This is a genomic window from Cohnella lubricantis, assembly GCF_014212015.1.
GTDB classification, from domain to species: domain Bacteria; phylum Bacillota; class Bacilli; order Paenibacillales; family Paenibacillaceae; genus Cohnella; species Cohnella lubricantis.
Map to the genome: position 1 here is coordinate 1 of NZ_JACJVN010000111.1, position 9,612 is coordinate 9,612.

Sequence of the window (9,612 nt, forward strand, 5' to 3'; positions counted from 1 at the left end):
GAGGCGCAAGTCCGCGCGCGAAGCGCTGTAACCGGCCTGGGCCGGGTTACAGAGGCGCAAACTCGCGCGCGGAGCGCTGTAACCGGTCTGGGCCGGGTTACAGAGGCGCAAACTCGCGCGCGAAGCGCTGTAACCGGTCTGGGCCGGGTTAATACTTCACCCGGTAGTCCACGACGTTCCGCCCGGGCGTTCCCGTCGCCAAGTAGGCGCGCAGGTTGTCGACGAATATATCCGCCAGCCGCTGCTTGTATTGCTCGGTCAATCCGCCGATATGCGGCGTGATGATCACGTTGTCCATCTCCCACAGCGGATGATCCTCCGGCAGCGGCTCCGGATCGAATACGTCGAGCCCCGCGCCGCCAAGATGGCCGCTGCGCAGCGCCTCCACCATCGCGTCGGTATCGACGGAGCTTCCCCTGCCGATGTTGACGAAGATCGCGCCGGCCTTCATGCGCTCGAACCGCGCCGAGTCGAACAAGCGGTTCGTCTCCTCCGTCGCAGGCACGATGTTCACGACGACATCGCTCTCCGCAAGCACTTCATCCAGCCGCTCGAACGTTACAATCTTATCGAAGTGCGCCGCTCGCTTCCCTGACCGTCGGACGCCAAGCGTCCGCATGCCGAACGCCTGCGCCAGCCGCGCCACCTCCGCGCCGATCTGGCCCGCGCCGATGATGCCCATCGTACTCCCGTGCAGCTCGCCGTAGGTCTCGAACTTCTCCCACTTGTGCTCGAGCTGCTTGCGGACCGACAGATGCAGCTTCCGCGTGAATGAGAGCAGCATCGCGAATGCGGTCTCCGCCATCGGCACGGGATGGACGCCGCTGGCGGTCGTGACGACGACGCCTCGCTTCTCCAATTCGCTTAGCGGCAGATTGTCGACGCCGGCCGACCCGGTTTGCACCCACCGAAGCGCGGATGGCCCTTGCGAGAGCTGCTCCCATACGGCATCGTGCCAGCCGCAGATGACCTCCGCTTCGCGCAGCGTCTCCGCGCTGAGCTCCTTCGGCTTCGCAAAGACGGCCTTCCACCCCGGCGCAGCCTCGGCGATCGCCCTCTCCTGCTCTGGCGTAAATCCGAACATGCTGATCAACGTTGGCATGGCGTTCCCTCCTCCTGTATATATGCTATTATTGTAGCTTGCCGCCCGCATTTTCCCAAGACATTCCTGTAACGCGTCGCCGAACTGAGCTGCATGCGCTTAGTTCATGGCACACTGTTGTTTTTATCCCGGCGTCGTTTGTTGTCGCCCCGCATGCCTCTCACTCCCGCCACCCTGCCACTCTGCCGCCGCGCACCTCCGCATACATTGAACTCACCCCTCCGCCGCCAGCACTCCCTCACTTGCCACTTATCACACGTCATTCCGTACTCCAGAACCCTCTTATTCGCGCTTCCCTCATGTCTCCACGCACTCGCCCGCCGCATTCCGCCTCCATTCATCAATATCCGACTTACTATAGGGACAAAGAAGGAATCTTCCCTCCGGAGGTAGAATTGTTGGGGCAGGGAGTGTGAACGCGGCATGTACAGATTGATTCTAGCTGACGACGAAGTCGACGTTCGGGAAGGCGTCCTTCACGAGATTGACTGGCAGCAATGCGGCTTCGAAGTGGTGGACCGCGCGGAGAACGGTCGCGAGGCGCTCGAGATGGCGGAGCGCTGGCAGCCGGACGTGCTCGTCACCGACATTCGGATGCCGTTCATGGACGGCCTCGAACTGGCGGAGCATGTGCGCCGGATGCTGCCGGGAACGAAGATCATCATCCTGACCGGCTACGACGAATTCGAATATGCCCGCAAGTCCATTCAGCTCGGAATCGAGGAATTCGTCATCAAGCCATTCTCTTCCCAAGAATTATTGCAAGCGCTTAATAAGGTAAAAGAGGAACTCGATAGGGAGGCTGCCCTCAGAGAGGACATGGACAGCCTGAAGGAGCACTATCGCCGCAGCCTGCCTCTCCTGAGAGAGCTGTTCCTCGGCTCGCTCATGACCCGCGCGCTGCCGGAGCGGGAGATCAACGATAAACTGGCCGGTTACGATCTTCCCTTACAGAATTGCCGGCATCTCGTCGCGGTCATACAGCTCGACCTTCCGGCAGATGCCGAGGACATCGGGCTGCGAAGCTTCGCGGTGCGCAATATCGCGGAGGAGATCGCGCAGCGCCATTCATGCGGATATGTGATCCAGCATGCCGGCTTCGTTGTCCTGCTCGCATCCGCGGATCGCAGCGACCTGCCGTCCAAGCTGGAGAACCGCGCCATGGCCGTCCTCGAAGAGGTGCGCCAGAGCGTCGAGAGATATTTGAAGTTCACCGTGACGATCGGCATCGGGACAACCATCGATTCGCTGCGCGCCGCGCATTATGCCTATGCCGACGCCGTCGCCGCGCTCGATTACCGGATGGTGCTCGGCCACAACCGGCTCATCCCGATCCGGGACGTCGAGGCTCGGGAAGCTTCACCGATTCGATACGACGAGCTGCAGGAGCAGGCGTTGATCCGCTGCCTCAAGGTCGGCACCGCTCAAGAGCTGACGGAGATCGTCGACAAGCAGTTCGCGGAGCTCGTGAATAGCGAGGGAGGAACGTCCGTGCAGGGCGTTCAATTGTTCCTGCTGCAGATCGTGACGACGCTGATGAAGGCGGCACAGGATACGAGCAAGGACTTGCATGAGCTGTTCGGCGGCAACACGAACCTGCTGAGCCAGCTTGCCGCTCTCCATCACCTGTCGGAAGCGAAGCAATGGGTCATGGACATCTGCGCGAAGATGATGAGCCGTATCGCGGCTGACCGCCAGACGACGTATCGAAGCCTGGTCGATGAGGCGAAGGCCTACACGCGAGCGCATTACGCCGACAGCGAGCTGTCCATCTCTCAGGTTTGCGAGCATCTGCATATTAGCGCGGGCTATTTCAGCAGCATTTTCAAGAGAGATACGAAGCTCACCTATGTCGGCTACCTGCTGCAGATTCGCATGGAAGAGGCCAAGGAGCTGCTCGCCGCCACCGATCTGAAGGCGTTCGAGATCGCGCAGCGAGTCGGCTACGCCGATCCCAACTACTTCAGCTTCAGCTTCAAGAAATACGTCGGCCTATCGCCGAAAGACTACCGCAGCCGCGCGAGGGGAGAGCTGCCGTGATCGGCTTTCGCATGAAGCATTACCGCTTCAAGAGCATCCAGTTCTTGATCGCCGTCTCCTTCACTGCGATGACGATTGCTGTCGTTCTGGCCGTCAGCTACATCCTCTATGACAAGTTCACCCGCACTGCGGAGAAGAACACATCCCAGAGCAATGAGCAGACCATCTACCAAGTAGCCAAAAATCTCGAGTATTACATTCGCAGCATGACGATCTTCTTCGCGCAAGTCGAGAATACGGTGAAGGAAGGCGGAGATTATGCGGGAGAGCGGATGGCCGGCGAGCTGGACACGATCTTCCGGACACGGGAAGATCTGGTGACGATCGCGCTGTTCGATCGATCCGGACATGAATTGACGGCTCTTCCTTCCGTCCCGATGCGCTCCAATACGAACCTGACGTCGCAGAGCTGGTTCCGCTCCGCAGTTGAGAATCCGAACCATCTAAGCTTCTCGCTGCCGCACGTGCAGAATCTGTTCCAGGGACAGTACAAGTGGGTCGTGTCCATGAGCAAAGGGATCAAGCTGCAGGTGAATGGCGAGGAACAGGATGCCGTGCTGCTCGTCGACGTCAACTTCAAGCTGATCGACGACTTGACCAGCAGCGTCAAGCTCGGGCAGAAGGGCTACGCCTACATCATCGATGAATCCGCCGGCAATATCATCTACCACCCGCAGCAGCAGCTTATCTATGCCGGCATCAAATACGAGAACGTCGAGCAGGCGCTGAAGTACACGTACGGCAGCTACATTGACAATTCGACCGGCGTGGAGCGCTTGATCACCATTCAGACCGTCTCGAACGTCGGGTGGAAGATCGTCGGCGTCTCCTTCATGGACGAGATCGGCGCCACGAAGCGGGAGATCGGGAGCTTCCTGCTATGGCTGCTCGCCGCCGTGCTGCTGTTCGTCTTGGCGATCACGCTATATATGTCAGCGAAGATCTCCCAGCCGATCAAGCGGCTGGAGAAGTCGATGCAGCTCGTCGAGCGCGGTAACTTCAACATCACGATCCCGATTCGGCGAGACGATGAGGTCGGCCGGCTGTCGCGGCGGTTCAACCTGATGGTGAACCGGATCCGGGAGCTGATGGGGCAGATCATCGCCCAGCAGGAATCGAAGCGCCGGTCCGAGCTCGAAGTGCTGCAGTCGCAGATTCACCCGCATTTTCTGTACAATACGCTCAACTCCGTCGTTCGCTTGGCCGGCACCGGCAAGAACGACGAAGTGATCACGATGATTACGTCGCTGTCGAAGTTCTTCCGAATCAGCCTGTCGAAGGGCAAGCCGATCATTCCGCTGGCGGACGAACTCGAGCATATTCGCAACTACTTGATCATTCAGAAGCTTCGGTACAAGAACAAATTCGAGTTCGAGATCTTCTCTTCGGAAGGGCTGGAAGGACTTCAGTCGCCCAAGTTGATCTTGCAGCCCATTGTCGAAAATGCGATCTACCACGGCATCGAGCCGTCAGTCGATGCGGGTCGGATCGTCATTCGCGCGGAGCTCGCGGACGGGAAGCTGCGTCTGCAGGTGGCCGATAACGGCGTCGGCATGAGCGCCGAGAAGGCGGCCCGGCTTCTGCTGGAGACTTCAAGCCTCGGCGAAGGCGAGCAGGCGGGGATCGGCCTTCGCAACGTGCATGAGCGTATTTGTCTCTACTTCGGCACCGAGTACGGTCTGCACATCGAGAGCGAGCAGGAGGAAGGGACGACCGTGACGATCTGGCTCCCTTGCGTGAAGGAGGATGATCCTCATGTCTCGTAACCTGTGGTATAGGCGCGGCCTTCCGGTTCTGATGCTGATGGCCGCGCTGGCGCTTATGCTCGCGCTTGGCGGCTGTTCGCGGCAAGTGGAGATTCAGCAAGCCTCCGGCTCCCAGAAGCAAATCGTCTTGATCGTGAAGAGCAAGAACGGGGACTACTGGAACACGCTCGCCATGGGGGCGGAAGCGGCCGCGAAGGAATTCGGCGTTAAGCTGACGTTCGACGGTCCCGAGAGCGAAGATGAGGTGAGAGGCCAGCAAGAGCTCGTCAGGCAATACCTTGCCTACGGCATGGACGCGCTTATCTTGTCGGCGAACGATTACGATCAACTGGCTCCGTACGTCGATGCCGCCAGCCGCAAGGGTGTCCCGGTCATCGGCGTTGATTCCGAGGTCAACTCGGACAGCGTGAGCAGCTTGATCGGCATCGACAACTACGAGGCTGGACGCGAGGCTGCCGGCAAGATGAAGGAGCTGGCTGGCGATCGCGGCCGCTTCATCATTCTGACTTCCTATCAGGGCGTGCGGAACGTCCTGCAGCGGGAGCGAGGAATCCGGGATGAGTGGAGCGGCACCCCGGAGATGGAAGTCGCGGAGACGGTGTATTGCGGTTCGGACATCGAGACGTGCAGCGATCGAACCCGGGAGGCGCTAAGCGGCTCGGAGCCGGTTGACGGCCTGATCACGCTGAGCGCCGCCGCTTCGGTCGGAGCCGCCAAGGAGATTCAGCGGCAGGGCTTGTCCGGCGAAGTGAAGCTGGTCGCCTTCGAGAATTCGCAGGAGGAGCTGGAATGGCTGCAGGAAGGCGTCATTCAGGCGACGCTCGTGCAGAATCCGTTCGCGATGGGCTACTTAAGCGTGAAGACGGCCCTGTCCGCCATGGAAGGCGAGAAGGTGGAGAAGCGAATCGTGACCGAGACGAAGATCATCGACTCGGAGAGCATGTTCTGGTCCGACAATCAGAAGCTGCTGTTCCCATTCGTTCAATAGGCTGAATAAGACACGTATCTATAGGAAAAAAAAGGGGGCTCGCGGAAATGAAGAAGACCAAGAGGCGGATCGCGCTTCTGTTGGCAGGCGTTCTGCCCGCCGCCGCATCGCTGGCGGCTTGCGACCGGGCGGGCGCAGGGGATCCGCCGGCCGAGCTTATTCCCGGAGAACCGACGATCGGCGTGGCGATCTTCCGATTCGCGGACACCTTCATGACCGCTGAACGGGAAGCGATCAGCGAAGCCGCGGAGGGCTTGGTTAACGTCGATATCGTCGACAGCAAGAATTCGCAGCCGAAGCAGAATGATATCGTGGACGGCTTCATCTCCAAGCAATACGCCGCTATGGCGATCAATCCGGTGGACCGTACGGCGGCCGGCGTCATTATCGACAAAGCGAAAGCAGCGAAGGTACCGGTCGTCTTCATGAACCGCGAGCCCCCGGCAGACGATATGCGCAAGTGGGATCGAATCTACTATGTCGGCGCCAAGGCCGAGCAATCGGGCACGATGGAGGGCGAACTGCTCGCCGATTATTGGAAGTCTCACCCGGAAGCGGATAAGAACAAGGACGGCGTCATCCAGTACGTCATGCTGAAGGGCGAACCGGGCCACCAGGACGCGGAGCTTCGCACGAAGTTCTCGGTCCAGGCGCTGGAGGACGCCGGGCTGCAAGTAGAGAAGCTGGCCGAAGACACCGGCATGTTCGATCGGGAGAAGGCGCGGGCCAAGATGGCGGCATTCTACTCCGCGCACGGCGACAAGATCGAGGCGGTGCTCGCGAACAACGACGACATGGCGCTTGGCGCGATCGACGCTTTGAAGGATGAAGGCTACTTCAAATACAACAAATACATGCCGGTCGTAGGCGTAGATGCCACCGCTCCCGCGCTGGAGGCTCTCGCGGAGGGAACGCTGCTCGGGACAGTCATCAACGACGCCAAGGCCCAAGGCGAAGCGACGCTCAGTCTGGCGAATGTGCTGGCGAGAGGCGGGACGCCTTCCAAAGAGAACACAGGGTATGACATCACCGACGGCAAGTACGTCTGGATTCCGTACAAGAAGATAACGAAGAGCAACGTGCAGGATGCGAGATAAGGGAAGGCAAGGAAGAGCGGGGGATATCCTGCAGAGATTCATCTGAGATTCAGTTGAGATTTAAAACTTAGATTTCAACTGAGATTGGCCAAGACGAACGGTTGCTTGCCGATAACGGAACGCGGTTCCGCTACCGGTGAGCTGAAGCACGATCCCCGCGAGATAACGGAACGGCGTTCCGTTATTTCCGCTTTTTAAGCTGATGACTCGGATGAATGCCGCGGATAACGGAACGGCGTTCCTTTATTGCGTCTACGAGCAGGCGGGTACGGCGAGATAGAGGAACCAGCTTCCGCTATGGCATAAAGCTGCATGAGGCGCGAATGCGCCGGATGAGCGCCGCCGTCGAGACATCGGGAGAGCGGGCTGCGAGCGGGGACCGGCAGCAAGGCGGCCGGGTGATCGGCCGCCTTGCCGCCGTCGCAACCGGAGGTTGCGGAGCCGTGCAACCCATGCGTTCTTTACTTTCCCGCGGGATTTATCCAATAATGGCAGTATCAACGGCGGAGGAGTTGACGAAGAAGGTGATCCAGGACGGCAAGAAGCTGGCTTATCCGAAATTAAAAGCTCTATTTGATGTGTTGTTTCTAATTGGCGTTGTTCTGCTGCTGATCAAGCTCGGCACTCTCCTGCTGAATCGCATCACTCCGCTTGATATTACGTTGATCGGCGGGAAGCTCATCTGGAATATTGGCCCTTTAGCTCTGATGATCGCAGCCGGAATCGGCTCCGGCATCCTGAAGGATAAATATAGAGAAGATTAGCAGCGGGAGGCATCAGTCATGTCCAAATCGATCGTCGAAAAATTAAATTTGCACCAATTCAACAGGATCGCCGTTCTGCAGCAACCGGAGCATGACGATCGCTTGGCGGGGCTGGCTGCCTATGATACCGAATTGAAGGACGGGAGCTACGACCTGATTTTTGCCTATGCGCTCGATTTGGAATCGATGCAAACGGTCGTGCGTGAGGTGATCGATCGCAGCTGTTTAACGGAAGGCGGCTATCTGTACGCGGCTTATCCGAAGAAGGGGAACAAGGCGTATCCGACCTACATCCACCGCGACAGCTTGTTGGCGGGAGCGGCGATAGGCGTTCTTTGACTAAGGCGGTGCGGCAATCGCCGGAGCAAATGGGAATGGAACAATTATATATGAAATTTCGAATACAATAGGACGGATTTGCCGCGTGAAACATCATTGTGTATGAAATTTCGAATATAATTCGCCGGTTCCGTATCGAGAGGGATGATTGTATATGATTTTTCATATATAATCGTCCTTTTTCTGTTTGTGGGACCAAATGTGTTCGATTTTTCGTATACATTTGGTCTTGATCCACCCTTCCAATGGTCCGTTAGCTATAGCGCAATCGGCTCGTCCGAGGCGGTGCGTTCGGAGTATAATGGAGGAATCGAATCTATCGCAGCAAGGAGAGGTTGACGGATTGTTCCAGTCTCTGATGCCCATTGACGAAGCGCTGCCGCAGCTGAAAGCGGCGCTTCGAGAACATAAACAGGCGGTGCTCGTCGCCGAGCCCGGCGCGGGCAAGACGACGCGCGTGCCGCTGGCGCTGCTAGGCGAGCCATGGCTGGCCGGGCGCAAGATCATTATGCTGGAGCCGCGGCGGCTCGCTGCCCGGAACGCGGCGGCCTATATGGCGCGAACGTTGGACGAGAAGCCCGGTGAGACGGTCGGTTATCGCGTGCGGATGGACACGCGGGTCGGCCCGAGGACGCGCATCGAGGTTGTGACCGAAGGCGTCCTGACGCGGATGCTGCAGGCCGACCCTTCGCTCGAGGAGGCGGGACTCGTCATCTTCGACGAGTACCATGAGCGCAGCCTGCAAGCCGACCTCGGACTCGCGCTGTGCTTGCAAGCGCGGGCGCTCTTCCGCGAGGACCTGCGGCTCGCGGTCATGTCCGCGACGCTCGAGGCGGAGCCGGTCGCGGAGCTGCTCGGCGGCGCGCCGGTCGTGGCGAGTGCGGGGCGGATGTTCCCCGTCGAGACGCGGTACGCGGAGCGGCGCGTCGAGGCATCGGCGGTCGAAGCGGCTGTCGCGCAGACCGTATTGGCCGCGCTCGCCGAGCATGGCGAGGGCGACGCGCTTGTGTTCTTGCCCGGCGCCGGTGAGATTCGCCGCGTCGAGGCGCGTCTTAGGGCGGCGCTTGAAGGCCGCCCGGTCGATGTGGCGACGCTGCATGGCAGCTTGCCGGCGGAGGCGCAGGACCGCGCGCTGGCGCCAAGCCCCGCCGGGCGGCGCAAGGTTGTGCTGTCCACGGCGGTGGCGGAGTCGAGCCTGACCGTGGAAGGGGTGCGCATCGTCGTGGATAGCGGACTTATGCGGGTGCCGCGTTTCTCACCGCGCACCGGCATGACGCGGCTGGAGACGGTGCCCGTGACGCAGCCGTCCGCCGACCAGCGGCGCGGGCGCGCGGGACGGGTAGCCCCTGGCGTCTGCTACCGCCTGTGGACGGAAGAAGAGCATCGCCGCCTCGCGACGGCGAACACGCCCGAGATCCGCGAGGCGGACCTCGCGCCGCTCGCGCTGGAGCTGGCCGCCTGGGGCGCGGCCGATCCCGCCGAGCTGGCGTGGCTCGACCCGCCGCCGGCCTCGGCG

General features: G+C 60.1%; 8 protein-coding genes. 7 read left to right on the forward strand and 1 reads right to left on the reverse strand.

Annotation, left to right across the window (positions count from 1 at the left end):
- Positions 1–148: 148 nt before the first annotated feature.
- A complete protein-coding gene (locus H4Q31_RS21140; RefSeq protein WP_185181051.1) occupies positions 149–1,102 on the reverse strand; it encodes a D-2-hydroxyacid dehydrogenase in 954 nt (317 codons plus the stop codon).
- Positions 1,103–1,525: 423 nt separating this feature from the next.
- On the opposite strand from H4Q31_RS21140, the gene H4Q31_RS21145 reads away from it, so the two are divergent.
- The 7 genes from H4Q31_RS21145 to hrpB form a co-directional block, all read left to right on the forward strand.
- Positions 1,526–3,142 carry a response regulator gene (locus H4Q31_RS21145; protein WP_185181052.1) on the forward strand — a complete coding sequence of 539 codons (1,617 nt, stop codon included), beginning with the start codon at positions 1,526–1,528 and terminating at the stop codon, positions 3,140–3,142.
- 11 nt (positions 3,143–3,153) lie between these two features.
- On the forward strand, positions 3,154–4,908 hold the full coding sequence (locus H4Q31_RS21150; protein ID WP_185181056.1) for a cache domain-containing sensor histidine kinase: 1,755 nt from the start codon (positions 3,154–3,156) through the stop codon (positions 4,906–4,908).
- Positions 4,898–5,896 (forward strand): substrate-binding domain-containing protein, encoded by a 999-nt coding sequence (locus tag H4Q31_RS21155; protein WP_185181053.1) that lies wholly within the window; start codon positions 4,898–4,900, stop codon positions 5,894–5,896. Before H4Q31_RS21150 ends, H4Q31_RS21155 begins: the two co-directional genes overlap by 11 nt.
- Positions 5,897–5,943: 47 nt before the next feature.
- Positions 5,944–6,993, forward strand: a complete 1,050-nt coding sequence (locus H4Q31_RS21160; protein ID WP_185181054.1) for a galactose ABC transporter substrate-binding protein — start codon at positions 5,944–5,946, stop codon at positions 6,991–6,993.
- 332 nt (positions 6,994–7,325) lie between these two features.
- The gene (locus tag H4Q31_RS21720; protein ID WP_245347503.1) at positions 7,326–7,757 is read left to right on the forward strand and encodes a hypothetical protein; all 432 of its coding nucleotides are present in this window, start codon (positions 7,326–7,328) and stop codon (positions 7,755–7,757) included.
- Between the two features lie 18 nt (positions 7,758–7,775).
- Positions 7,776–8,096, forward strand: a complete 321-nt coding sequence (locus H4Q31_RS21170; protein ID WP_185181055.1) for a hypothetical protein — start codon at positions 7,776–7,778, stop codon at positions 8,094–8,096.
- A 358-nt stretch (positions 8,097–8,454) separates the two neighbouring features.
- A partial coding sequence (gene hrpB, locus H4Q31_RS21175) for an ATP-dependent helicase HrpB (RefSeq protein WP_185181058.1) occupies positions 8,455–9,612 on the forward strand: 1,158 nt, incomplete at its 3' end.